Source organism: Micromonospora sp. NPDC049836 (assembly GCF_044465125.1).
Classification (GTDB): Bacteria; Actinomycetota; Actinomycetes; order Mycobacteriales; family Micromonosporaceae; genus Micromonospora.
This window is the reverse complement of sequence record NZ_JBITLH010000002.1, coordinates 555,926-576,991: the sequence shown is the minus strand read 5'-3', so window position 1 is coordinate 576,991 and position 21,066 is coordinate 555,926. Positions and strand designations below refer to the sequence as shown.

Genomic DNA, 21,066 nt, shown 5'->3' with positions numbered 1-21,066 from the left:
GCGGGGCCGGCATCGAACGCCGGCCCGATCCGTCCAGCCTATTGCCGGCGGCCGGACGCCGACGGGCTCCCGAGCGACGCGGACCGGTCGGGGGCTACCGGGTCTAGCGGCTGCGCTCCACGACGTACTCCGCCAGGTCGAGCAGGAAGCGACCGTCGGCCGTCTCGGCGGCGGCGCCCAGCGCCCGCTGCCCCTCCCGCCGGGCCGCCACCGCGAGTTCCCGGGCGCTGCCGCGCGCCGCCTCCACACAGTCGTACGCCAGCAGGCGACCGTGCAGCCAACGCACCTCGGACGCGGTGCGTTCCGCGCGGGTACGGCTCAGGAAGCCGAGCAGGCGCTCGCGCTCGTCCGCGGTGCACCGCCGCATGAAGTCGATGAGGATCAGGGTTCGCTTGCCCTCCCACAGGTCACCGGCGATCTCCTTGCCGTACCGGGCGTAGTCGCCGGTGAGGTTGAGCGCGTCGTCCTGGATCTGGAACGCCGCACCCAGGTACCAGCCGTAACGGTCCAGCACGTCGACGGCGTCGTGCCGGCCGGTGGCCGCCAGGATCCCGGTACGGCACGGGTAGATGCAGGTGTACCAGGAGGTCTTCTTCAGGCACATCCGGTAGTAGTCGTCCGCGTCCAGGTCGCACACGTTGTCCCGGATCCAGCCGATCTCGATGGCCTGCCCCTCCAGCGAGTGGCGCAGCATGAGTTCGGTCTCCTCGAACAGCCGCCAGGCGATCCCGGAGCCGAGCGCCGCCCGGTTCGCGGCGAGCCGCTGCAACGCCAGCAGGTTCGTCATGTTGCCGACGTTCAACGCCACGCCGACCCCGTACCGGGCGTGCAGGGTCTCCTCCCCGCGCCGCTGCTCGCTGGCGTCCTGGATGTCGTCGTGGATGAGGAAGGCGTTGTGGAACAGCTCCACGGTCACCGCGGCGTTGAGCCCCACCGACGGCGCGCCACCGAACGCCCGGCCGGTCGCGAGGCACAGCGCCGCGCGCAGCCCCTTGCCCCACCGCCGCGGATATTCGCTGACCAGGTCGTAGAGGTAGCGCGGGCCGCCCGGGGGCACGTCGTCGAGGAGCGCGCCGAGCGTGAGCGCGCGGTAGCGCTCCAGGGTGCGTTCCACGTCTCCCCGGGCCGCACCGGTGGTCGGCGTCACCGCCGGCTACCGGTCCGGCGACGCCGGGCGCTTCCCGGTCGGTGGCATGAGTCGGTCGGCCAGCCCGTTGGCCACGTCCGGCACCAGGCGGGCGAGGTTGAGCACGGTGTCCAGCGCATCGTGCGCGTCCGACGTGTACCGGCGGACGACCTCGCCGCGCCGCTCGTCCGCCGTCTGCAGTTGGGCGATCACCGTGTCGATCAGCGCGTGCCCGTCGGTGCGGACCCGGGCGACCAACTCGTCGAACGCCTCCGGATCCACCCGGCGGTCCTCGCTCAGCCGCTCCTGCAGCCGCCGGGCCCCGGCCAGCCCCGCCGCGAGTTCCTCCTCCAGCACCGTGGCCGCGTGAGTCACGGTCTCGGAGGTCTCGTCGGCCACCTTCTCGAAGCGCTCGTCGCCGCGCTCGTGCTCGCCGTTGCTCATGGGCGCAGTCTTCACCCGGGCGATCGGGACGGGCCAGAGGTGTGTCGAGATGGTGACTGACCGTGTCGTCCCTGCTGGGAGCGGTGTGCTCGGGCCGGCCGGCGCTCAGCCGGCCCGGGGGGAGTACATGATGACGGCGACGCCGACCAGGCAGACGGCGGCCCCGATCAGGTCGTAGCGGTCCGGGCGGAACCGGTCGACGACCATGCCCCAGGCCAGCGAGCCGGCGACGAAGACACCGCCGTACGCGGCCAGGATGCGGCCGAAGTTGGCGTCCGGCTGGAAGGTGGCGACGAAGCCGTAGACGCCCAGCGCGATCACTCCGCCGGCGACCCAGAGCAGTCCCCGGTGCTCCCGCCAGCCCTGCCACACCAGCCAGGCGCCGCCGATCTCGGCGAGCGCGGCGAGCAGGAACAGCAGGATCGAGCGGGCGACCGTCATGCCCCGACCGTAGCCGGGCCTCCCGGCGGCCCCGCCGGTCACCCGGCCGGCGCGTCCCGCCCCGGTCATCGGCGTACGGCGGGGGAGTCCCGGGCGCAATCCGCTGGCGTCCGGAGGCGACGTCGGGCACGCTGGCGCGCATGGTCTCGGTGGTGCAGAACGTGGCGATCGACTGTACGGATGCCTACGGGCTGGCCCGGTTCTGGAGCGGGGTCACCGGCCGTGACCCGCATCCGGAGGACCGGCCGGGCGATCCGGAGGCCCGGGTGCCGCTGGCCGACGGCCTGGTGCTGCACTTCAACCAGGTGCCCGAGCCCAAGCAGGTCAAGAACCGGATCCACCTGTGTCTGCGCCCGGACACCTCGCGGGACCGGGAGGTGGACCGTCTCCTCGGCCTCGGCGCCACCTTCGTCGCCGACCACCGCAATCCGGACGGTTCCGGCTGGGCGGTCCTCGCCGACCCGGAAGGCAACGAGTTCTGTGTCCTGCGCGGCGGGGCCGAGGGGGCGACGACCTCCTGACCCGGCCGCCCGCCGTGTCGCCCACGGCCCCGCGGGGCCGCGGGCGGCTCACGGCTGGCGCTGCGCCTCGAAGTGGGCCTTCATGGCCGGGTAGTAGTCGGCGAAGTCCGGCATCGGCCGGTCGTCACGGGCGGCCACCAGCGCGTCCAGGTAGTACTCCCAGCCCGGTCCGACCTCGCCGACGCCCGCGGTGTCGGTCAGGTGCTGGGTGAACCGCAGCTCGGTCCCGCCCGCGTGTTCCGCGAGCACCAGGTCCAGGTGCCAGCTGCCCTGCTCGTCGACGGCGGACAGCGCCAGCCGGCGCGGCGGGTCGCACGCGTCGATGGTGAGGTCCAGCCAGGGCTCGCCCTCCTCGTACGCCATCTGCGCCTTGATCGTGTGTCCCGGCGCCGCGTCGCCCTGCCAGGGTCCGAACCAGCGCGCGGTGCGTTCCGGGTCGGTGAGGCTCGCCCAGACGTCCGCCAGCGGCGCGCGGAACACGCGGGTCAGCACGAGGTCGTTGCCGAACAGTCGGCCGGTGGGGGACGGGCTCATGCGATCTCCTCCTGGGCGATGCTGCCCCCGGCGGCCCGCTGCCGCTCGCGTCGGGTGCGGTGGACCTCGGTCTCCAGCGCGTCGAGGCGGTGCTGCCAGCCGACCGGGCGGGTCAGCCGCGCCAGCCAGCCGGCCAGCTCGTCGAGCGGCGCGGTGACCAGGGTGTAGACCCGGCGACGCCCGTCGACGGTGTCCCGGACCAGACCGGCTTCGCGCAGCACCCGCAGGTGGCGGCTGACGGCGGGCCGGCTGATCGCGAAGCGGTCGGCGATCTGCCCGGCGGCCAGCGGCTGCGCGCGCACCATCAGGAGAATGTCCCGCCGCACCGGGTCGGCGAGCGCGGCCACCACCTCGTCCACCCGGAAAGCGTAACCTACTGGTTACGCATCGGCAAGCGGAGCACACCGGCTCCGCGACGCCCGCCGTACCCGCTCCCGCGGCACCGCCGGCCGGCCCGGCACGGGGGCGGTTGCCACCGACCACGCCCGCATACTGGTCGGATGGCAAAGCGGATGCACGACGGGGAGTGGCAGCGGTTCGTCGCCGAGGGCACGCGCACCGGCAAGCTGGCGACGACGCGCGCCGACGGCTCGCCGCACCTGGTGCCGGTCTGGTTCGTGCTCGACGGCGACGACGTGCTGTTCAACACCGGCAAGACCTCGGTGAAGGCCCGTAACCTGGCCCGCGACGATCGGGCCGTGCTGTGCGTGGACGACGAGCACCCGCCGTACGCGTTCGTCACCCTGCGCGGCCGCGTCACCATCAGCGAGGACCTGGCCGAGATGCGGCAGTGGGCGACCCGCATCGGCGCCCGCTACATGGGCGCCGACCGGGCCGCGGAGTTCGGCGCCCGCAACGCCGTGGCCGGCGAGCTGCTGGTGCGGCTGCGGGTCGAGAAGGCCCTCGGCTACACCGGCGTCGCCGACTGAGCACGGCCGTGGACGCCGGGCGGCAGCGCTGCCGCCCGGCGTCCGGACCGGGGTCACCCGGTCTCAGGAGCAGGGCGCTCCCGCGCAGACGTCGACCACGGCGCCGGTGAGCAGGAACGTCGCCTTCTGCTGCTGCGCCGCGGACTGGGCCCGCGGGAACTCGTGCGGGTCCTCGCCGTACTCGGGGCCGGCCGGCGGGAGGTTCGTCGGCGGTGGCGCGGTGGCGCGGCCGCTGTTCCAGATCACGATCGCCGAACCGGTGTACGGGTAGCCGCGGATCGGCGCGATGCCCCAGTAGGGCGTGACGTCGCGCGACCAGCCGTCGGCGAGCGCCGGGGTGTGCAGGCGGGCGCCGATGGTGCGCGCCTCGACCTCGGCCGCGGCCGGGGAGACCTGGTGGTCGCCGAAGGCCACGTGCATCAGCACCTGGTGCGCCGGGGTGCCCGGCAACGGCCGGTCGGTCATGTGCTGGGCGTACCCGTTGGCCTCGGCCCGGTCCCACAGCATCTGCAGCAACGCGAAGATCAGCTGCTGGTCGGCCCGGTCCGGGTAGGACTGGTCCATGATGCTCTGGAACGGGGCGAAGTCGAGGCTGCGCTGCAACAGCGTCGAGTAGTTCATCGCCGGCACGCCGAGCACCGAGCGGGTCCAGTCCTGGGCGACGGCGGTGAGCGCGCCACCGTTGATGCCGCCCTGGCTGTTGCCGTCGTAGTGCAGCCCGCCCGACCCGTCGATCAACGGCCGGCCGGCGGCATCGGTGAACGCCGGGTCGGCGCCGAAGCCGGCCGGGTGGATCATCGCCCGGCCGAGGGAGAGGAAGTTCAGGAAACTCTGCTGCAACCGGTCCGCCACCGCGGGGAAGGCGCTGAGGTCGCTGAACGCGCCGGCGACGTACGGGACGTCGGCGTTGGCCATGCCGATCCAACTGGTGGCGCAGAAGGTGAAGTTGTGGCTGGCCGACATCTCCTTGACGTTTCCGGCGTTGATCTCGGTCGGGCGGCCGAGCAGGCCGTGGCCGTAGAGCGACAGGTGCGCCGGGGTGGCGGCGGAGGCGCTGCGCGGGATGTTGCAGACGAAGTCGGCCTGCAGCGTCGCGCCGGAGGGGGTGGGCCGGGCGTCCGGCGTGCCGGCCTTCCCGTCGCCGCCGGCGGGACCGTAGTGCAGCCGCGACCCGGGGCCGCCGGTACCGGTCAGATAGGACGGCACGGCGACGGTGCCGCTCACCTGCCGGGCGATCCGCGGATCCTGCTCCGGCGAGTAGTTCACCACCTGGCCGACGGTGAACGACGGCGCCTTCGCGCCGAGGGCGGCGAACGCGCCGTCGCGGATCGCCAGCATCCGCCCGGTGAGACCCTGCCGGCTCGCCACCGTGAAGTCCCAGGCGAGGTAGAGGTCGTGCCGCGTGACGTGGGCGGCGCTCAGGTCGGCGAGGATCCGCTTCAGCTGCGGGGTGCGGGGGTCCCCGGGGTGGGCGCCACCGCCCTTGACGTACGCCCGGAACGCGGCCGGCGCCGGGATCAGCCGGCCCTGGTGGTCCCGCAGGCCGCGCAGGCCCACGACGTAGCGGGCGCCCTCGGTCAGCGCGACAGCCGGCCGGATGATCAGCACCTGGCGGTCGGGCTGACCGGCGGCGTGCGCGTCCAGTTCCGCCCAGTACGGCGTGCGCCGGCCGGTGGCGGTGTCGAGCAGCACCACCGGCGCGTCCGGGGCCAGCGAACGGCCGATGTCGGTGACCGGCGCGATGCCGCTGGCGGTGGCGTCGAGGCCGGGCACGTGCACCAGGATCGGGGTGCCCGGGCTGAACCCGTCCTGCCGGTTCCACTCGGTCGGGTCGATCGGGACGCCGCCGACGGTGGTCGGCATCGAGGTGGCCGCGAGGCGCACCCGCCGGCCGGTGGGGCTGCTCGGGTCGGGCACGGTGAAGTAGTCGTTCGGGAACGGCAGCAGGCACGCCGTGGGGTCGATCGGGTCGCAGGCGCCGTGCGCGGCCGGCCGCGGCGGTGCCGTGGGCGGTGCCGCGGCGGCGGTGGAGCCGAGCAGCACGGCACCTGCGGTGACCAGCACGGACAGGGCGAAAGGCAGCCGCCTGGGGGCGGTCACAGGCATCTCCTTCGAGGGGGGACGGAGGTGGAGCGCCGAGGTGGTGGGACGAGCCCGGTGGTGGGGGGCGGATGTTCTTCCTACGCTCGTGAATGACTCTCGGCAAGAGCCCGGCCGGATCGGGTGCCGGTGCGCGTGCCGGTGCCGGGGCCCGGCGACCACGTTTGCCCGCCTGCGGAGGTGGGCAAGCATCGAGCCGACACACCCTCTCGGGAAGGGACGGCTCTCGTGCATGTCACCGGCATCATCTCGGCCATCATCATCGGTCTGATCATCGGCGCACTCGGCCGGCTGGTCGTACCCGGCAAGCAGAACATCCCGATCTGGCTCACGCTGCTCATCGGCGTGGTCGCCGCGCTGCTCGGCACCGCGGTCGCCGGCGCGCTCGACGTCGCCGACACCAACGGCATCGACTGGATCGAGCTGCTCATCCAGGTCGTCTTCGCGGCGATCGGCGTGGCGATCACCGCCGGCGCCTACGGACGCCGCCGAATCTGACCTGTGCCCGACGGCCGGTCCGCCCGCTCTCCGGGCGGGCCGGCCGTCGGCTGTCCGGCCCGGGTGCCGGCGCGCACCCCACTGTGGTGCGTCGGCCGCGGGTCAGCCGCGGACCCCCGGTACGCGGTATAAGAGGCTGTGGATCTCGGCTTCCGGAACCCGCGCGGCGGCGAACTCGGGCTGCGGCATCTGGCCGTGCTGGCCGCGGGGGCGGCCCTCGCCGTCGCCGTCTTCGTCGGCTCCTACCGGTTGGGCACCCGGACCAGCCTGCCGGCGGCCCCCGCGCCGGGCGCCGGCTGGTTCGCCGGCCACTGGCCCTGGCTCGCCGGCGCTGCCGGGCTGCTGCTGGTCGGCCTCGTGCTGCGCGCCACCGGCGGGCGCGACGGGCGGCGGATGATGCCGCTCATCCTGCACGTCGTGCTGGTCGTGCTGCTCGGTCTCGCGACGTTCTCGGCCGTCGCGGCCAGCGCCTGGTACGGCCTCGGGAGGCCGGCGCTGCCCAGGGAGAGCCGTCTGGACACGCGGGCCGGCGTGGACCTGGTGAAGCTCGGCCTCACCGTGGCCGGCGGGCTCGGCGGCGTCATCGCGCTCGTGGTGGCGTACCGGCGGCAACGGGTGACCGAGCAGGAGAACGCCCGGGCCGAGGAGGAGGCCCACCGGGCCCGGATCCGGGACGAACGGGAATCGACGAAGTTCGTGACCGAGCGGTTCGCCGCCGCCTGCACCCTCCTCGGGCACGACGCCCCCGCGGTCCGACTCGCCGGGGTGTACGCGGTCGCGGCGCTCGCCGACGACTGGGTGGACCAGCGCCAGGCCTGCATCGACGTGCTCTGCTCCTACCTGCGGATGCCGTACGAGCCGGACCCGGGGGCGACCGGCTTCCGGCAGGGCGAGCGGGAGGTGCGGCTCTCCATCACCCGGGTGATCCGGGACCACCTGCGCAGCAGCGCCACCATCGCGTGGAACGAGCACGCCTTCGACCTGTCCGGCGCGGTCTTCGACTGCGGTGACCTCAGCCAGATCATCCTCACCGGACGGATGGACCTGAGCCGCGCCCGGTTCGTCGACGGCACCGTCGACCTCCAGGACGTGGCCCTGCGCGGCGGCCTCCTGGACCTCACCGGGGCGACGGTCGCCGGTGGTTGGCTCGACCTGCGCGGCGCCCGCTTCTTCGACGTGTCACTGCGCGGCGGCGTCACCCTGGACCTGCGCGGCGCCACCGTCCGCGACGGCGGCATCGACCTGCGCAACAGCGCCTTCCGGGGCGGGCAGGTCGACCTGCGCGGGATCACCTTCGCGGGCGGCATCGTCGATCTGCGCGCGCCGGCCGAGTGGGTCCGCCCGCCGGAGCTGAACTACGACCCGGTCCCGGACGGGCTCTGGCTGCCGGACGCGCCGCTGCCCTGAGCCCGGGCCCGGTGGCCCGCGCGGCCGCTCGCGGACCCGCGCGCCAAGCTGGCCGGGCCGAGGCGTGGCGGGCCGGGCCGAGGCGGGGCGGGTGGTCAGCCGCCGGCGGGCTGGAACAGCTCCACCGGGTTCCCGGCGGGGTCGTCCAGCACGATCTGACGGCCGCCGGGGCCGGTGACGATGTCGCTGCGGAACACCACGCCACCGGCCCGGAGCCGGGCCACCTCGGCGTCGATGTCCTCGACGAGCAGGTGGATGCGGTTCCAGCCGCCCGGGTGCGGGGTGCGTCCGTCCGGCATCGCCCGGCCGGCCGAACTGGCCGGGCCGGACAGCAGCAGCCGCAGGTTTCCGCGGCGTACGTCGGCGAACGCGGGCGGGAGGGCGGTGTGCGGGCTGAAGCCCAGGTGGGTGGTGTAGAAGTCGACGCCGGCCTGGACGTCGTCGACGAGGTAACGGACGGAAACGGTCTGGTCGGTCATGATGCCTCCAGTGCGGGTGCGGCGGCGATGGCGTGCAACAGGAACTCGACGCGTTCGGCGAGCTCGGCGGTGACCCGCTCGAAGGCGGGCCGGCCCTGCGGGTCGGTGGCCGGGTCGGGAATGCTCCAGTGCGCGGTGGCCGGCCGGCCCGGGAACTCGGGGCACACCTCCCGGACCCGGTCGCAGAGCGTGATGACGTGGTCGAAGCGCTGGCCGGCGAACTCGTCGAGGTGCTTCGGCCGGGCGGCGCCCAGGTCGACGCCGCGCGCGGCGAGCACCGCCACCACATCCGGGTGGATCGGCTTCGGCCGGCTGCCCGCGCTGAACACCGCCACCGCGCCGGCGGACCGCTGCCGCAGCAGGGCCTCGGCGAGCTGCGAGCGCGAGCTGTTGCCGGTGCACAGGAACAGCACCCGCGCCGCCGGCGGCACGGCCAGCGGCGGCGGCGTGTAGCGCAGCCCCGGGTGCAACGCGCCGCCGGCGGCGGCCAGCAGGTGCCCGCAGCGGGTGAGGTCGAGCCGGTAGTAGACGTCCCGGCCGTCGGCGGAGCTGCGCCGGGTCCGGACCAGCTCCGCCCGCCGCAACCGGCCCAGGTGGTAGGAGACGAGGCTCTGCTGCTCGCCGAGCAACGCGGTCAGCTCGTGCACCTGCCGGTCCCCGCGGGCCAGCTCGCCCAGCAGCCGCCACCGCAGCGGATGCCCCGCGGCCCGCAGGAAATCCGGCAGGGCCGCGCCGGTTCCGCTCCGGTCGGGTCGCATGACCCGACGGTACATCAAATCATTTTGATGCAAAGCCCGTCCGGCGGGACCGGCTCAGCGCCAGGCCGCCGAGGACGACGCCGGCCAGCGCGGTCAACGCGGCCACGGTCGCCACCACCCGGTCCGTGGTGACGGTTCCCGCGCCCACATCGGACGCGGCGTACAGCAGTGCGCTCGACATGATGTTCTCCTGGTCGATCGAGGGTTACCGACCCACATCCGCGCCGGAGGACTTCCTGCACGCGGTCCGCGTCGCGGCCCGCGGCGACGCGCTGCTGGCGCCGTCCATCACCCGCAAGCTCATCGACCGGTACGTCACGCAGCCGCCGCCGGCCCGGGCCGCCACCGTGCTGCGGCAGCTGACCGCCCGCGAGCGCGAGGCCGTCGCGCCGGCCGCGCAGGGCGTGTCCAACGACGAGATCACCGCCCGGATGGTGATCTCGCCGGTGACCGCGAAGACCCACGTCAACCGGGCCATGACGAAGCTGCACGCCCGCGACCGCGCGCAGCTTGTGGTCATCGCCTGCGAGTCCGGCCTCGTCACCCCGCGCCGACCCTGACCCCGCCGACGGGCACCTCGATGCGGCCGGGCGTCCGGTCGGGCGACGTGCCCCGTGGGGGTGGCGCGTCGGGTCGCCCCCGATCGGTCGATGCTTCCGGGCAGGAGATGGCGATATGCGGCTGAATGGATGCTTTGGATGTGATGATGGCGTATGTGGGAAATGCCGCTACCGAAATGACCATGCCTCAGATCTCGCCGCTCGCCGGTGAGCCGATCAAACGTGCCGACGCCGAGCGGCTCGCCGGGGTCCTCAAGGCCCTCGCCGACCCTGCCCGGCTGCGCCTGGTCAGCCTGATCCAGTCCGCCCCCGAGGGCGAGGCCTCCGTGTCGGACCTGACCGCGCCGCTGGGCCTGTCCCAGCCCACGGTCAGCCACCACCTGCGCATCCTCACCGAGGCCGGCCTGCTGGAGCGGGAGAAGCGCGGGGTCTGGGCGTACTACCGGCTGGTGCCGAGCGCGATCGCGACCATCGCGGATCTGCTCACCCCGCCCCGCAAGCGATCGACGCGGCGTACCCGCTGACGGGCGCGGCGGCGCCGCGGACCTGACGCCGGCCCGCGGCCCGGCGGCGCGCGGCTGACCGGGCCGGGGCGGCGGCGGGAAGCGCGGCAGGCGCGCCCGCCGCTCCACGCTGCCCTACTCAGCCCGCGCGACCGCCGGAAGCGTTCGTGCCGGCCGGGCCCGAGCGGACGGCCGGGCCCGAGCGGACGGCCGGGCTGGGACCGCGACCGGCCCGGGGCGACGGTCGGTCGACGCACTCTTGACCCGGGCATTGGTAAGTCGTAGCCTACCGTTCGTGGCTACTTACCAAGCGCCCGACGGGTGGGACGCGTTGGGCGATTCCACCCGGCGGGCCATCGTCGCCTGCCTGGCCGAGCGACCCCGCGCCGTCGGCGAACTCGCCGACGAGCTGCCGGTCAGCCGGCCCGCGGTGTCCCAGCACCTCAAGATCCTCAAGGACGCCGGGCTGGTCACCGATCAGGCGGCGGGCACCCGCCGGGTCTACCGGCTCAATCCCGCCGGGGTGGCCGCGCTCCGGGACCAGCTGGACACGTTCTGGCGCCGGGCGCTGGGCAGCTACCAGGACATCGTCGAGGAACCGACCGAGGAGACCCCATGACCGGCACAACAGTCCCCGCCGTCCGCCGACAGATCGTCGTCGAGGCCCCCCTGGAACGGGCGTTCACCGTGTTCGTCGAGCGGTTCGGTGACGTCAAGCCGCCGGAGCACAACCTGCTCGGCGCCGCGATCGCGGAGACGGTGTTCGAGCCCCGGGTCGGCGGCCACATCTACGACCGCGCCGTCGACGGCACCGTCTGCCGGTGGGCGCGGGTGCTCGTCTACGAACCCCCGAACCGGGTGGTGTTCAGCTGGGACATCGACCCGCAGTGGCAGATCGAGACGGACCCGGACCGGACCAGCGAGGTCGAGGTCCGGTTCGTCGCCGAGACCCCGCACCGCACCCGGGTGGAACTGGAACACCGCCACCTCGACCGGCACGGCCCGGGCTGGCGGTCGGTGAGCGACGGCGTCGGCCACGACGAGGGCTGGCCGCTGTACCTCGCCCGGTACGCCGCCCTGTTCACCCGGGGCGGCTGAGGCCGCCGCCGGCCGACCGGCCGCCCCGGGCGGGAGTCAGGCCGGGGTGGCCGGCCGGCGGGCGCCGGGTCGCTCAGGCGTTGGTCAGCAGGCCGGCGGCGGCCCGCACCTGGTCGACCGCCCGGCGCAGCGCGGCCACGATCCGCTCCTCGGTGTCGGCGCCGAGCCGGGCCACCGGCACGGAGAGGCTGATCGCGTCGCCGGCCGGGGCGCGCAGGGGTACGGCCATCGCGACGCAGACGATGCCCTCGGTGCTCTCCTCGCGGTCGACCGCGTAGCCCTGGCGGCGGATGCTGGCCAGGTCGGCGTGCAGCGCCTCCGCCGTGCTGAGCGTGTGCCGGGTCAACGCCCGCAGGGGCCGGGGCAGCAGCGCGTCGACCTCCTCGTCGGGGCGCTCGGCGAGCAGCACCTTGCCGAGGGCCGTGGCGTGCGCCGGCAACTGCCGGCCGATGGCGCTGTAGAGCCGCAGCGGGTGCACGGACTCGCGCTTGGCGAGGTAGACGACGTGCGGCCCGTCGAGGCGACCCAGGTGCACGGTCTCGCCGAACTGCCGGGACAGCTCGTCGAGCACGGTGCCGAGCAGGCCCAGGGCGTCGTCCGCGGTGAGGTACGCGGCACCGACCTGGAGGGCGCGCAGGCCGAGCCCGAACCGGGTGCCGGTCAGGTCGCTCTCCACCCAGCCGCGCTGGGCCAGCGTGCGCAGGATGCCGTGCAGGCTGCTCTTCGGGATGCCGAGGTCGCGGGCCAGGTCGACGAGGGACCGCCGGTGCGGGGAGGCGGCGAGCGCCTCGAGCACCTCCAGCGTCCGGCCGGCGGACTTCACCGGGGAGAACCCGTCGGGCGAGGTCATGGCGGCCACTCTAGCGGGGTTGACAGCGGGACGGCCGTCGCTAGGGTCATGTATGTGACTAGCGTTCGTCATTCTGAACAGGATGAGCCGGCGGGCAGCGGCGTGGTCGAGGCCGTCGGCGCCGACCGGATCCTGCCGGTGGTCGTGCTCCACCAGGCGCGTGACGCCGCCCCGCTGGCCGCGGCCCTCGTCGCCGGCGGGCTGCGCGCGGTCGAGGTGACGTTCCGCACCGCTGCCGCCGCCGCGGCGATCCGGGTCCTGGCGCAGCGCCCCGACCTGCTCGTCGGGGCCGGCACCGTGCTGACTCCGGCCCAGGTCGACGAGGCGGTCGAGGCGGGCGCGCGGTTCGTGGTCAGCCCCGGCTTCGGCCCGGCCGTGGTGCGGCACTGCCAGCGGCTCGGGGTGCCGGTCTTTCCCGGCGTCACCAGCCCCACCGAGATCATGATGGCGCTCGACGCCGGCCTGGACACGGTCAAGTTCTTCCCCGCCGAGCAGCTCGGCGGCCTCGGGATGATCAAGGCGTTGGCCGCGCCGTTCGGCGCGGTGCGCTTCATCCCCACCGGCGGGGTGAACACCGACAACCTCGCCGCGTACCTGGCCCACCCGGCGGTGCTGGCCGTGGGCGGCACCTGGATGGTCGCCCCGGACCTGATCGCCGCCGGGCGCTGGGACGAGGTCACCCGCCGCACCTCGGCCGCCGTGGCGGTCGCCCGGCCCGGCCCGGAGGCGTGAGGTGCTGCGGATCCGTCCGGCCGGCGACTGCCGGTACGACCTGGTCTCGCTCGGCGAGATCATGCTGCGCCTCGACCCCGGCGCGGGGCGGGTGCGCGCCGCCCGCAGCTTCCGCGCCTGGGAGGGCGGTGGCGAGTACAACGTCGCGCGCGGCCTGCGCCGCTGCTTCGGCCTGCGTACCGCCGTGGTCACCGCCTTCGCCGACAACGAGGTCGGGCGCCTGCTCGAGGACCTCGTCCTCCAGGGCGGCGTGGACACCTCGCTCATCACCTGGCTGCCGTACGACGGGATCGGCCGCACCGTGCGCAACGGCCTCAACTTCACCGAGCGCGGCTTCGGCGTACGCGGCGCGGTCGGCACCTCCGACCGGGGGCACACGGCGGCGAGCCAGCTGCGGCCCGAGGACGTCGACTGGGAGCACCTGTTCGGCACGCTGGGGGTGCGCTGGCTGCACACCGGCGGCATCTACGCCGCCCTCTCCGCCACCACCCCGGACACCATCGAGGCCGCCATGCGGGCCGCCCGCCGGCACGGCACCGTCATCTCGTACGACCTGAACTACCGGCCCAGCCTCTGGCAGGCCATCGGCGGGCAGCCCCGCGCCCGGGAGGTCAACCGCCGCCTCGCCCGCTACGTCGACGTGATGATCGGCAACGAGGAGGACTTCACCGCGTCGCTCGGCTTCGAGGTGCCCGACACCGACCCGTCGCTGTCCCACCTCGAGGCGGCCAACTTCGAGCGGATGATCGCGGCGGTCACCGCGGAGTACGACAACCTCCGGGTGGTCGCCACCACCCTGCGTACCGTGCGCAGCGCCACGGTCAACGACTGGGGCGCGATCGCCTGGTCGGCCGCCGGTGGGTTCGTCCAGGCCACCCACCGGGCCGGCCTGGAGATCATGGACCGGGTCGGCGGCGGCGACAGCTTCGCCTCCGGGCTGATCTACGGGCTGCTGACCGGCGGCGACCTGGCCACCGCCGTGGAGTACGGCGCGGCGCACGGCGCGCTGGCCATGACCACCCCCGGTGACACCTCGATGGCGAGCCTGCCCGAGGTCGAGGCGCTGGTGCGCGGCGCCGGCGCCCGGGTACGGCGGTAGCGGCCGACGGCAGCCGTCGCAAACCCCCGTCGATCTCCCGCCGGGTACGCCATGATGAGTCCTGGCGTACCCGGCTCCGCGGCCGGTGCCGGACGCCGTCGCCGTCCGGTGGGCGGCGCGACCGGGCGGCGGACCCGGTCCGGGCGTGTCGGGGAGCAAAACTTGATTGATTCCAAAAGACTCGGCTAGGGTCGTGCCATGGCGTCCGACTTCGAGACTCGACTGCGGGCGGTCTCGTTGCGGGTGACCCGGCCCCGGCTGGCGGTGCTCACCGCGCTGCGCGACCACCCGCACGTCGACACCGACACGGTGATCGCGCTGGTGCGGGCGGACCAGCCCACCGTCTCCCACCAGGCGGTGTACGACGTGCTGCGCGCCCTCACCGACGCCGGGCTGGTGCGGCGCATCCAGCCGGCCCGGGCCACCGCCCGCTACGAGCTGCGGGTGGGGGACAACCACCACCACGTCGTCTGCCGCTCCTGCGGCGCGATCGCCGACGTCGACTGCGCCGTCGGCCACGCTCCCTGTCTCACCGCCTCCGACCACCACGGCTTCGTGGTCGACGAGGCGGAGGTCGTCTACTGGGGCACCTGCCCCGGCTGCGCGACCGCACGCACCTCCCAGTGATCCGCCAGTTCGGAAGGAAACAGATGAGCGACACCCAGGACAACACCCCGGTGAGCGCACAGGGCGTGGACGCGAAGGCCGCGGCCGGCTGCCCGGTCGCGCACGACTCCGTGACCGCGCACGGCAGCGAGAGCGAGAACCCGGCGATCGACTCGCCGACCCCGAAGACCGGCGGTCGTCCGCGCAGCAACCGGGACTGGTGGCCCAACCAGCTCGACCTGTCGGTGCTGCACGCCAACTCGCCCAAGAGCAACCCGCTGGGGCCGGACTTCAGCTACGCCCGGGAGTTCGCCAAGCTCGACGTCGAGGCCCTCAAGCGGGACATCACCGAGGCCCTCACCACGTCGCAGGACTGGTGGCCGGCCGACTTCGGCCACTACGGCGGCCTGATGATCCGGATGAGCTGGCACTCCGCCGGCACCTACCGCATCCAGGACGGCCGCGGTGGCGCCGGCGACGGCGGCCAGCGCTTCGCCCCGCTCAACAGCTGGCCGGACAACGCCAACCTGGACAAGGCCCGCCGGCTGCTCTGGCCGGTCAAGCAGAAGTACGGCCAGAAGGTCTCCTGGGCCGACCTGCTGGTGCTCGCCGGCAACGTCGCGCTGGAGTCGATGGGCTTCAAGACCTTCGGCTTCGCCTTCGGCCGCGAGGACGTCTGGGAGCCCGAGGAGATCTTCTGGGGTCCGGAGGACACCTGGCTCGGCGACGAGCGCTACGTCTCCGAGAAGGAGATGTCCGAGGGCGTCGGCGCGACCGAGATGGGACTCATCTACGTCAACCCGGAGGGCCCGCGCGGCAACGCCGACCCGGCCGCCGCGGCCCACTTCATCCGGGAGACCTTCCGCCGGATGGCGATGGACGACGAGGAGACCGTCGCCCTCATCGCCGGCGGCCACACCTTCGGCAAGACCCACGGCGCCGGCGTCGCCGACGACCACGTCGGCCCCGAGCCCGAGGGTGCACCGCTGGAGGCGCAGGGTCTGGGCTGGCTGAGCACCTACGGCAGCGGCGCGGGCCCGGACACGATCACCAGCGGCCTCGAGGTGACCTGGACCGACCGGCCGACGCAGTGGAGCAACCGCTTCTTCGAGATCCTCTTCGGCTTCGAGTGGGAGCTCACCACGAGCCCCGGCGGCGCCAAGCAGTGGGTCGCCAAGGACGCCCCGGAGATCATCCCGGACCCGTTCGACCCGGCGAAGAAGTACAAGCCGACGATGCTCACCACCGACCTGGCGCTGCGGGTCGACCCGGCGTACGAGAAGATCTCCCGCCGCTTCCTGGAGCACCCCGACGAGTTCGCGCTGGCCTTCGCCAAGGCCTGGTACAAGCTGCTGCACCGCGACATGGGCCCGATCAGCCGCTTCCTCGGCCCGTGGGTGCCGGAGCCCCAGCTGTGGCAGGACCCGGTGCCGGCCGTCGACCACGAGCTCGTCGGCGAGGCCGACATCGCCGCGCTCAAGGCCAAGGTCCTGGAGTCCGGGCTCAGCACCGCCCAGCTGGTCGCCACCGCCTGGGCCTCGGCCGCGAGCTACCGCTCCACCGACAAGCGGGGCGGCGCCAACGGCGCCCGGATCCGGCTCGAGCCCCAGCGCAGCTGGGAGGTGAACGAGCCCGAGCAGCTCGCCACGGTGCTGGCGACCCTCGAGGGCATCCAGCGGGAGTTCAACTCCGCCGGCGGCGCGCAGATCTCGCTCGCCGACCTCATCGTGCTGGCCGGTTCGGCCGCCGTCGAGAAGGCGGCGCGGGACGCGGGCGTGCCGGTGACCGTGCCGTTCCACCCGGGCCGCACCGACGCCTCCCAGGAGCAGACCGACGTCGAGTCGTTCCGGGTGCTGGAGCCGCGCGCCGACGGGTTCCGCAACTACCTGCGCCCCGGCGAGAAGACCCAGCCGGAGGTGCTGCTCGTCGACCGGGCCTTCATGCTCAACCTGACCGCGCCCGAGATGACCGTCCTCATCGGTGGTCTGCGCGCCCTCGAGGCCAACGTCGGTGGCGCCCGGCACGGTGTGCTCACCGACCGGCCCGGCGTGCTCAGCAACGACTTCTTCGCCAACCTGCTCTCGCCGGGCACCCGGTGGAAGGCGTCGGAGTCCGCCGAGCACGTCTACGAGATCCGCGACCTGGCCACCGACGAGGTGAAGTGGACCGCCACCGCGGTCGACCTCATCTTCGGCTCCAACTCCCAGCTGCGGGCCCTCGCCGAGGTCTACGCCAGCGAGGACGCGCGCGAGAAGTTCGTGACCGACTTCGTCGCGGCCTGGACCAAGGTCATGGAGCTGGACCGGTTCGACCTGGCCTGATCCGGCCCCCTGACGGCGAGCCCCGGCCGATCCCTGATGGATCGACCGGGGCTCGCCCGTGCTCGCGGCGGAGCCTCAGCCGAGCCGCACCGGCGACCCGATCCCGGCCCGGCGGGCGTGCGCGGCGACCGCGGCGTAGAGGGCGACGTCGAGGACACCCATGCCGAACGGGTTGAGCACGACGTACGGGGCCGCCACGCCCCGGGCGGCGTACCGGCCGGTGAGCAGGCCGCCCAGCGTGGCGTCGATCGGGCGGGCCGGGCCGCCGCCCCCGTCGGGGCGGGCGACCAGGCCGGCGGCCATCAGCCGGCCGAGCGGGCGGCGCGGGTTGTCGGCCACCAGGTCCAGGTCGTCGACGTAGAGCGCGGCCGCGCCGAGGAGCGTCGCATCGGTGAGATCGCCGAGGGAGACGTTGACGACCAGCGCGCCGGGGCGCGGCCAGTCCGGCTCGACGTACCCCTCGTCGGCCGTGGTGGTGAGCACGGTGACCTCGCCGGCCGCCACCGCCTCGCGGGCCTCGGCGTGCACGGTGACCTGGAGGTCACCGTGGTCGAGGGTGGCGGCCAGCCGCCGCGCGGCCGCCGGGGAGCGGTCGAACAGCGACACCGCGCGCAACTCCGGCAGCCGGCGGCGGAGCAGCGCCGCGTGCATCCGGCCCTGGGCGCCGCAGCCGACGATCGCCAGCGACCGGGCCCCGTCGTAGCCGGCCGCGTCCACCCCGACCGCGCTGACCGCCGCGGTGCGTACCGCGCTGAGCAGGCCCGCCTCCAGGACGGTGGTGATCCGTGCGGTCTCCGGGTCGAAGCAGAGGCCGATCCCGCCGGCGCGGTCCAGGCCGGCGGCCGGGTTGGACACGCTGGCGTTGATGATCTTCATGCCGTAGCTCGGGGGTTCCGACCGCACCCCGCCCGGCATGCCGATCGACCGGGTGTACGCGCCCTCGGCGTTCTCCCAGCGCAGGTACGCCTCGGCGGGCAGCACGCAGCGCCCCCGGTCGTGCTCGGCCAGGGTGGCCCGGACGACCTCCACCGGGTCGAGGTCGCGCAGGCAGCCGCGTACGTCGTCGCGGGACAGCACGGTGACCGTGCCGGCGCCGGCCAGCCCGGTGTCCGCCTGGTCGAACCACAGCCGCTCGTCGATCACGCCAACTCCCCACCGCGGCACCACTCCAGCGCCGCCATCGCGCTGTACAGCTTGTTCTCCGCCTGCTCGAAGGCGACGCTGCGGGGACCGTCGAGCACCTCGGCGGTGACCTCCTCGCCCCGGTGCGCCGGCAGGTCGTGCATGAACAGCGCGTCCGGGCTGCTCCGCCACAGCTCCCCGGTCACCTGGAACGGGGCGAAGACCGTCCGCCAGTCCGGGTCCTGCTTGGTCGTCCCGGTCGTCTGCCACCGGGTGGTGTAGACGACGTCGACCTTCGCCGGCAGCTCGCCCGGATCGTGGCTCTCCTCCACCAGCGCCCCGCAACGCGCGGCGTGCGCCCGCGCGCGGGCCAGCACGTCCGGCGCCAGCCCGTACCCGGGCGGGGTGCGCAGGTGCAGTTCGGCGCCGGGAAAGCGGCTGAGCGCCAGCGCCAGCGCGGCGGCGGAGTTGTTCCCCTCCCCGAGATAGAGCAGGCGCAGCCCGTCGACGCGACCGAACCGGCAAAGCACCGTGGTCAGGTCCGCGAGCGCCTGGGTGGGGTGCTCGTCCGCGCTCATCGCGTTGATCACCGCCATCCGCTGCTGGGCGGCCATCGCCCGCAACTGGGCCGGATCGTTCGCGGTGCGCGCCACCAGCACGTCCAGCATGGTGGCCAGCACCCGACCGGTGTCCTCGATCGACTCCCCGGTGTTGGTCTGCAGGTCACCCGGGCCGTACGCGATGATCTGCGCGCCCAGCCGCAGCGCGCCGGAGGAGAACGCGGTGCGGGTCCGGGTCGAGGTGCGGCGGAAGTAGATGCCGACCACGTCCCCGCGCAGCGACGCCTGCGCCGCGCGGGGCCGGGCGGCCAACCGCGCGGCCCGGCCCACGACGGCGCGCAGGTCCTCGTCGGACAGGTCGTCCAGGGAGATGAGGTGACGGATCGCCGGTGCCATGGATGTGCTCCTCACCTGGTGGTGGCCAGCGGGCGTGGGCGGGGCGCCAGCTCCGGCAGGTCGCCGAAGTGTTCGCGCACCCACGAATCGGAGTAGATGGTGTCGAGGTAGCGGTTGCCGTCGTCGGGGAACAGCAGCACGCACCGGGAACCGGCCGGGATCCGGGACCGGAGCTTCCCCAGCGCGGAGACGGTCGCCCCGGAGGAGCCACCGACCAGCAGCGCCTCCCGGGCCACCAGCGCCCGGCAGGCGCGTACGCACTCCAGGTCGCTCACGTGCACGATCTCGCTGACCACGGTCGTGTCCACCAGCGGCGGCCGCCGGGCGGCGCCGTGCCCGGGAAGCAGCCGGGTGCCCCGGGGGGTGTGGAAGATCGCGCTGCCCACCGCGTCGACCGCGACGAGCTTCGTGGTGAGCCCGTGCTGGCGGATGTAGCGGGCGCAGCCGCGCATCGTGCCGCCGGTGCTGACCGAGCAGAACAGGTAGTCGACCCGGCCGTCGAGGCGGTCGACGATCTCCCGCATCGTCTGCTCGTGGGCGGCGGCGTTGAGCGGGTTGGCGTACTGGTTGGGCCAGTACGCGTCCGGCAGTTGCCCGACCAGCTCCCGGACCCGGGCGAGCCGGGCCCCGAGCAGGTCGTCGCCGGGCGCCTCGGTGATCACCTCGACGGCCGCGCCGTAGGCGCGCAGCAGGGCGACCGTCTGGGCGGTGGTACGCGCGTCGACCACGCAGACGAGGTCCAGCCCGAAGTACGCGCAGATCTGCGCCAGACCGATGCCCAGGTTGCCCGACGTCGACTCCACCACGACCGAACGCCCCGGCACCAGCTCGCCGGACCGGATCTTGTCGCGCAGCATGTGCAGCGCCGTGCGGTCCTTGACGCTGCCGCCGGGGTTGAACTTCTCCAGCTTCGCGAACACCTGGATGGTCGCCGGGGCGAAGACGCGTTCCAGGGCGATCAGGGGTGTCCCGCCGATGGTCGTGAGCACCCCGCCGAGCTCAGCCGTGCTCATTGGACACCTACTCTCCTCATCCGGTCCGGACGGCGGCCGGCCCGCCCCGCGGCGACGTTCCCGCCGGAGACGACCGCGACCGTGCCGCCACCGGCCGGTCCGGCGGCGCGGCTCAGGTGGGCCGCGGTCGCCACCGCGCCGCTCGGCTCGGCCACCACGCCGAACCGGTCGAACAGGAACTCCTGCGCGGCGACGATGCTCTCCTCGTCGACCGTGACGACGTCGTCCACCAGCGCCCGGATGTGCTGCCAGGCCAGCTCGCCGAGGACCGGCGCGCGCAGCCCGTCGGCGATCGTCCGGTAGGTGCGCGCGACCGGCCAGCGGACCAGCCGGCCGCGACGCACCGACTCGGCCGCGTCGCCGGCCAGCGCCGGCTCCACCCCGACCACCCGGGCCTGCGGGGCGAGCGCCCGGACCGCGACGGCGACCCCCGCGAGCAGGCCACCGTTGCAGACCGGGACCAGCACGGTGCCGACCTGCGGGAGGTCGGCGACGATCTCCGCGCCGACGGTGCCGTGGCCGGCGATCACGTCGAAGTCGGCGGAGCCGACCGGCGCCGCCCCGGTGGACGCGCACAGCTCGACCGTGGTCGACTCGCGCAGCGCCGCCGGCACCACCACCACCCGGGCGCCGCTGGCCCGTACCGCCGCCACCTTGACCGGGGGCGCGGTGTCCGGCAGCACCACGGTGGCGCGCAGGCCGTGCCGGGACGCGGCGTACGCGACCGCGAGGCCGTGATTGCCCGAGGACTGGGCCAGGACGTGGTCGACGCCGGTCAGCCGGGCGACCGCGTTCAGCGCGCCGCGCACCTTGAACGACCCGGTCCGCTGCTGGTTCTCCGGCTTGATCCAGAGCCGGCCGCCGTCGCCGGCCGCCGGCCCGAGCAGGGGAGTGCGGTGCGTGGCCGGCCCGATCAGGTCCGCGGCCTCGGCGACGTCCCGGACGGTCACCAGGCGGGTCGGCGGCATC

Annotated in this window: 26 protein-coding genes; 12 read left to right on the top strand and 14 right to left on the bottom strand. The window is 74.2% G+C overall.

The window, feature by feature from the left end:
• Positions 1-103: 103 nt before the first annotated feature.
• From ACIBPB_RS06465 to ACIBPB_RS06455, 3 genes are all read right to left on the bottom strand, one after another.
• Entirely contained in the window at positions 104-1,114 is a 1,011-nt protein-coding gene (locus tag ACIBPB_RS06465) for a polyprenyl synthetase family protein (protein ID WP_396838527.1), read from the bottom strand.
• 39 nt (positions 1,115-1,153) lie between these two features.
• A complete protein-coding gene (locus ACIBPB_RS06460) occupies positions 1,154-1,570 on the bottom strand; it encodes a hypothetical protein (RefSeq protein ID WP_357312849.1) in 417 nt (138 codons plus the stop codon).
• 105 nt (positions 1,571-1,675) lie between these two features.
• On the bottom strand, positions 1,676-2,011 hold the full coding sequence (locus ACIBPB_RS06455; protein WP_396838526.1) for a YnfA family protein: 336 nt from the start codon (positions 2,009-2,011) through the stop codon (positions 1,676-1,678).
• A 140-nt stretch (positions 2,012-2,151) separates the two neighbouring features.
• Between ACIBPB_RS06455 and ACIBPB_RS06450 the strand changes: the two genes are divergently transcribed.
• On the top strand, positions 2,152-2,532 hold the full coding sequence (locus ACIBPB_RS06450; protein ID WP_396838525.1) for a VOC family protein: 381 nt from the start codon (positions 2,152-2,154) through the stop codon (positions 2,530-2,532).
• Between the two features lie 48 nt (positions 2,533-2,580).
• Here ACIBPB_RS06450 and ACIBPB_RS06445 read toward each other — a convergent pair whose 3' ends face one another.
• Positions 2,581-3,066 (bottom strand): SRPBCC family protein, encoded by a 486-nt coding sequence (locus ACIBPB_RS06445; protein WP_396838524.1) that lies wholly within the window; start codon positions 3,064-3,066, stop codon positions 2,581-2,583.
• Positions 3,063-3,425 (bottom strand): metalloregulator ArsR/SmtB family transcription factor, encoded by a 363-nt coding sequence (locus ACIBPB_RS06440; protein WP_396838523.1) that lies wholly within the window; start codon positions 3,423-3,425, stop codon positions 3,063-3,065. The genes ACIBPB_RS06445 and ACIBPB_RS06440 overlap by 4 nt, the downstream gene beginning before the upstream one ends.
• A gap of 141 nt (positions 3,426-3,566) precedes the next feature.
• Here ACIBPB_RS06440 and ACIBPB_RS06435 point away from each other — a divergent pair, with 141 nt between their 5' ends.
• Positions 3,567-3,995, top strand: a complete 429-nt coding sequence (locus ACIBPB_RS06435; RefSeq protein ID WP_396838522.1) for a PPOX class F420-dependent oxidoreductase — start codon at positions 3,567-3,569, stop codon at positions 3,993-3,995.
• 63 nt (positions 3,996-4,058) lie between these two features.
• Here the strand turns inward: ACIBPB_RS06435 and ACIBPB_RS06430 are convergent, their stop codons facing one another.
• Complete coding sequence (locus ACIBPB_RS06430) at positions 4,059-6,101, bottom strand: hypothetical protein (RefSeq protein WP_396838521.1); 2,043 nt, start codon at positions 6,099-6,101, stop codon at positions 4,059-4,061.
• A 222-nt stretch (positions 6,102-6,323) separates the two neighbouring features.
• Here ACIBPB_RS06430 and ACIBPB_RS06425 point away from each other — a divergent pair, with 222 nt between their 5' ends.
• Together ACIBPB_RS06425 and ACIBPB_RS06420 are read left to right on the top strand one after the other, a co-directional pair.
• Positions 6,324-6,593, top strand: a complete 270-nt coding sequence (locus ACIBPB_RS06425) for a GlsB/YeaQ/YmgE family stress response membrane protein (RefSeq protein ID WP_396838520.1) — start codon at positions 6,324-6,326, stop codon at positions 6,591-6,593.
• Between the two features lie 138 nt (positions 6,594-6,731).
• Positions 6,732-8,000 carry a pentapeptide repeat-containing protein gene (locus tag ACIBPB_RS06420; RefSeq protein ID WP_396838518.1) on the top strand — a complete coding sequence of 423 codons (1,269 nt, stop codon included), beginning with the start codon at positions 6,732-6,734 and terminating at the stop codon, positions 7,998-8,000.
• Positions 8,001-8,095: 95 nt separating this feature from the next.
• On the opposite strand, the gene ACIBPB_RS06415 is transcribed toward ACIBPB_RS06420, so the two are convergent.
• Genes ACIBPB_RS06415 through ACIBPB_RS06405 form a run of 3 tightly spaced genes read right to left on the bottom strand, consistent with a single transcriptional unit; the run spans position 8,096 to position 9,418 of the window.
• Positions 8,096-8,479 (bottom strand): VOC family protein, encoded by a 384-nt coding sequence (locus ACIBPB_RS06415; RefSeq protein WP_396838517.1) that lies wholly within the window; start codon positions 8,477-8,479, stop codon positions 8,096-8,098.
• Positions 8,476-9,237: a metalloregulator ArsR/SmtB family transcription factor gene (locus ACIBPB_RS06410; RefSeq protein ID WP_396838516.1), complete on the bottom strand. Its 762-nt coding sequence runs from the start codon at positions 9,235-9,237 to the stop codon at positions 8,476-8,478. Before ACIBPB_RS06410 ends, ACIBPB_RS06415 begins: the two co-directional genes overlap by 4 nt.
• A 19-nt stretch (positions 9,238-9,256) precedes the next feature.
• The gene (locus tag ACIBPB_RS06405; RefSeq protein ID WP_396838515.1) at positions 9,257-9,418 is read right to left on the bottom strand and encodes a DUF6223 family protein; all 162 of its coding nucleotides are present in this window, start codon (positions 9,416-9,418) and stop codon (positions 9,257-9,259) included.
• Here ACIBPB_RS06405 and ACIBPB_RS06400 point away from each other — a divergent pair.
• The 4 genes from ACIBPB_RS06400 to ACIBPB_RS06385 all read left to right on the top strand — a co-directional run bounded on the left by ACIBPB_RS06400 (position 9,417) and on the right by ACIBPB_RS06385 (position 11,398).
• Complete coding sequence (locus tag ACIBPB_RS06400; protein ID WP_396838514.1) at positions 9,417-9,797, top strand: response regulator transcription factor; 381 nt, start codon at positions 9,417-9,419, stop codon at positions 9,795-9,797. The two genes, ACIBPB_RS06405 and ACIBPB_RS06400, sit on opposite strands and share 2 nt — an antisense overlap.
• A gap of 146 nt (positions 9,798-9,943) precedes the next feature.
• Positions 9,944-10,321, top strand: a complete 378-nt coding sequence (locus ACIBPB_RS06395) for an ArsR/SmtB family transcription factor (protein WP_396838513.1) — start codon at positions 9,944-9,946, stop codon at positions 10,319-10,321.
• Between the two features lie 274 nt (positions 10,322-10,595).
• Complete coding sequence (locus ACIBPB_RS06390; RefSeq protein ID WP_396838512.1) at positions 10,596-10,919, top strand: ArsR/SmtB family transcription factor; 324 nt, start codon at positions 10,596-10,598, stop codon at positions 10,917-10,919.
• Positions 10,916-11,398 carry an SRPBCC family protein gene (locus ACIBPB_RS06385; RefSeq protein ID WP_396838511.1) on the top strand — a complete coding sequence of 161 codons (483 nt, stop codon included), beginning with the start codon at positions 10,916-10,918 and terminating at the stop codon, positions 11,396-11,398. Before ACIBPB_RS06390 ends, ACIBPB_RS06385 begins: the two co-directional genes overlap by 4 nt.
• A gap of 73 nt (positions 11,399-11,471) precedes the next feature.
• On the opposite strand, the gene ACIBPB_RS06380 is transcribed toward ACIBPB_RS06385, so the two are convergent.
• A complete protein-coding gene (locus tag ACIBPB_RS06380; protein ID WP_396838510.1) occupies positions 11,472-12,248 on the bottom strand; it encodes an IclR family transcriptional regulator in 777 nt (258 codons plus the stop codon).
• Positions 12,249-12,350: 102 nt separating this feature from the next.
• Between ACIBPB_RS06380 and eda the strand changes: the two genes are divergently transcribed.
• The 4 genes from eda (at position 12,351) to katG (ending at position 17,006) form a co-directional block, all read left to right on the top strand.
• Positions 12,351-12,980 carry a bifunctional 4-hydroxy-2-oxoglutarate aldolase/2-dehydro-3-deoxy-phosphogluconate aldolase gene (gene eda / locus ACIBPB_RS06375; protein ID WP_396838509.1) on the top strand — a complete coding sequence of 210 codons (630 nt, stop codon included), beginning with the start codon at positions 12,351-12,353 and terminating at the stop codon, positions 12,978-12,980.
• 1 nt (position 12,981) lies between these two features.
• The gene (locus ACIBPB_RS06370; protein WP_396838508.1) at positions 12,982-14,079 is read left to right on the top strand and encodes a sugar kinase; all 1,098 of its coding nucleotides are present in this window, start codon (positions 12,982-12,984) and stop codon (positions 14,077-14,079) included.
• A 198-nt stretch (positions 14,080-14,277) separates the two neighbouring features.
• Positions 14,278-14,706, top strand: coding sequence for a Fur family transcriptional regulator (locus ACIBPB_RS06365; protein WP_046567558.1), 429 nt, complete (start codon positions 14,278-14,280; stop codon positions 14,704-14,706).
• Positions 14,707-14,729: 23 nt separating this feature from the next.
• A complete protein-coding gene (gene katG / locus ACIBPB_RS06360) occupies positions 14,730-17,006 on the top strand; it encodes a catalase/peroxidase HPI (protein ID WP_396838507.1) in 2,277 nt (758 codons plus the stop codon).
• Between the two features lie 75 nt (positions 17,007-17,081).
• On the opposite strand, the gene ACIBPB_RS06355 is transcribed toward katG, so the two are convergent.
• Genes ACIBPB_RS06355 through ACIBPB_RS06340 form a run of 4 tightly spaced genes read right to left on the bottom strand, consistent with a single transcriptional unit; the run spans position 17,082 to position 21,065 of the window.
• Positions 17,082-18,149 (bottom strand): ornithine cyclodeaminase, encoded by a 1,068-nt coding sequence (locus ACIBPB_RS06355; RefSeq protein WP_396838506.1) that lies wholly within the window; start codon positions 18,147-18,149, stop codon positions 17,082-17,084.
• Positions 18,146-19,084 (bottom strand): ornithine carbamoyltransferase, encoded by a 939-nt coding sequence (locus ACIBPB_RS06350; RefSeq protein ID WP_396838505.1) that lies wholly within the window; start codon positions 19,082-19,084, stop codon positions 18,146-18,148. The genes ACIBPB_RS06355 and ACIBPB_RS06350 overlap by 4 nt, the downstream gene beginning before the upstream one ends.
• A gap of 11 nt (positions 19,085-19,095) precedes the next feature.
• On the bottom strand, positions 19,096-20,097 hold the full coding sequence (sbnA, locus tag ACIBPB_RS06345; protein WP_396838504.1) for a 2,3-diaminopropionate biosynthesis protein SbnA: 1,002 nt from the start codon (positions 20,095-20,097) through the stop codon (positions 19,096-19,098).
• Entirely contained in the window at positions 20,094-21,065 is a 972-nt protein-coding gene (locus ACIBPB_RS06340) for a threonine/serine dehydratase (protein ID WP_396838833.1), read from the bottom strand. Before ACIBPB_RS06340 ends, sbnA begins: the two co-directional genes overlap by 4 nt.
• Position 21,066 lies beyond the last annotated feature (1 nt).

Coding starts and splice junctions, on each gene's coding strand:
- ACIBPB_RS06380 (WP_396838510.1), bottom strand. CDS start 12,248: ATGACCTCGCCCGACGGGTTCTCCCCGGTGAAGTCCGCCGGCCGGACG.
- ACIBPB_RS06400 (WP_396838514.1), top strand. CDS start 9,417: ATGATGTTCTCCTGGTCGATCGAGGGTTACCGACCCACATCCGCGCCG.
- ACIBPB_RS06385 (WP_396838511.1), top strand. CDS start 10,916: ATGACCGGCACAACAGTCCCCGCCGTCCGCCGACAGATCGTCGTCGAG.
- ACIBPB_RS06415 (WP_396838517.1), bottom strand. CDS start 8,479: ATGACCGACCAGACCGTTTCCGTCCGTTACCTCGTCGACGACGTCCAG.
- ACIBPB_RS06450 (WP_396838525.1), top strand. CDS start 2,152: ATGGTCTCGGTGGTGCAGAACGTGGCGATCGACTGTACGGATGCCTAC.
- ACIBPB_RS06410 (WP_396838516.1), bottom strand. CDS start 9,237: ATGCGACCCGACCGGAGCGGAACCGGCGCGGCCCTGCCGGATTTCCTG.
- ACIBPB_RS06340 (WP_396838833.1), bottom strand. CDS start 21,065: ATGCCGCCGACCCGCCTGGTGACCGTCCGGGACGTCGCCGAGGCCGCG.
- ACIBPB_RS06455 (WP_396838526.1), bottom strand. CDS start 2,011: ATGACGGTCGCCCGCTCGATCCTGCTGTTCCTGCTCGCCGCGCTCGCC.
- ACIBPB_RS06405 (WP_396838515.1), bottom strand. CDS start 9,418: ATGTCGAGCGCACTGCTGTACGCCGCGTCCGATGTGGGCGCGGGAACC.
- ACIBPB_RS06365 (WP_046567558.1), top strand. CDS start 14,278: ATGGCGTCCGACTTCGAGACTCGACTGCGGGCGGTCTCGTTGCGGGTG.
- ACIBPB_RS06430 (WP_396838521.1), bottom strand. CDS start 6,101: ATGCCTGTGACCGCCCCCAGGCGGCTGCCTTTCGCCCTGTCCGTGCTG.
- ACIBPB_RS06395 (WP_396838513.1), top strand. CDS start 9,944: ATGGCGTATGTGGGAAATGCCGCTACCGAAATGACCATGCCTCAGATC.
- ACIBPB_RS06435 (WP_396838522.1), top strand. CDS start 3,567: ATGGCAAAGCGGATGCACGACGGGGAGTGGCAGCGGTTCGTCGCCGAG.
- katG (WP_396838507.1), top strand. CDS start 14,730: ATGAGCGACACCCAGGACAACACCCCGGTGAGCGCACAGGGCGTGGAC.
- ACIBPB_RS06445 (WP_396838524.1), bottom strand. CDS start 3,066: ATGAGCCCGTCCCCCACCGGCCGACTGTTCGGCAACGACCTCGTGCTG.
- ACIBPB_RS06350 (WP_396838505.1), bottom strand. CDS start 19,084: ATGGCACCGGCGATCCGTCACCTCATCTCCCTGGACGACCTGTCCGAC.
- sbnA (WP_396838504.1), bottom strand. CDS start 20,097: ATGAGCACGGCTGAGCTCGGCGGGGTGCTCACGACCATCGGCGGGACA.
- ACIBPB_RS06460 (WP_357312849.1), bottom strand. CDS start 1,570: ATGAGCAACGGCGAGCACGAGCGCGGCGACGAGCGCTTCGAGAAGGTG.